The 843-nt window shown below is 60.7% G+C and carries 2 protein-coding genes; one reads left to right on the top strand and one right to left on the bottom strand.

What is annotated here, in order from left to right; genetic code table 11:
- On the bottom strand, positions 1 to 381 hold a 381-nt coding region (locus tag KP708_RS15365), incomplete at its 3' end, for a hypothetical protein (protein ID WP_215757232.1).
- Positions 382 to 474: 93 nt separating this feature from the next.
- Here KP708_RS15365 and KP708_RS15360 point away from each other — a divergent pair.
- On the top strand, positions 475 to 843 hold a 369-nt coding region (locus KP708_RS15360), incomplete at its 3' end, for a hypothetical protein (RefSeq protein ID WP_215757231.1).

The following is an 843-nucleotide window of genomic DNA, read 5'->3' as shown; positions in this document are numbered from 1 at the left end:
TCCCGCCCATCGCTCGTCCTCTTTGAGTGGGTCAGCCGGTCGGAGCAGCCGGAACAGGTGGTTCTTTGACCATGCCCATTTTCCGGCCGGGTCGATGCGTTCCAGTGGTGTTGAGACGAACCAGCAGTCAGACGGGCCGAGCACTGGATGAGATCGCGCCCATCCTGCCAGAACCGGGCCGACATTCGGAATCCTGACGATCTGCCMGTGATCGCCCGATGGTCGGGMCGTKGATGCCACCATCTCCGCCGGTGTGTCGGMGTAKTGGCCGGTTTCCTGTGCTTGTCGKKTCAKATCGTCATAGTCCCGMCGCAGTGCACGGGCGCGCTCGATGGGGGTCATGTCGTACCGAATTTCTCGTGGGTAATCGGAAGGGGTCAAGGGGGTTTCCCCTTGCACACGGATTGAAGCGGAGCGGCCCTTTAGGGTCAATCGGTAGTGTGTTACTTCTTGCATAGCAGGAAGGAATGACAGGTGGCAATTTTCGCGGCGGTTCGTGCGGGTGCTCGCAAGTCCATCGGGACGGGTCGAGGTGGAATCCTCTCAACGGAATATCACGCCAAGCGTCTCGATCCGGTCTCCCAGAAACGACACGTTCGGGACAGTGATCCGATAGCGTGGAGCAAGGMGGAAGGCCCCACGGATTACGTGAAAGCGTTCAAGGCGCACAAGCGGGCCACTGGTGCCAGTGAGCGGAAGGGTGCGGATCTCGGGATGGAGTGCAAGGTGGTGGTCAGTCCTGAATGGCTGGCCGAAACCGGAGACCCACATGACGCGGCTAATCCGAGGGTGCAGCAGCTCGTCGATGAAGCGAAGGCATGGGCCGAAAGTTGGGGTGGTGCC

Source organism: Gluconobacter sp. P5H9_a, from assembly GCF_018812085.1.
Classification (GTDB): Bacteria; Pseudomonadota; Alphaproteobacteria; order Acetobacterales; family Acetobacteraceae; genus Gluconobacter.
This window is presented reverse-complemented; position numbering and strand designations above follow the sequence as displayed.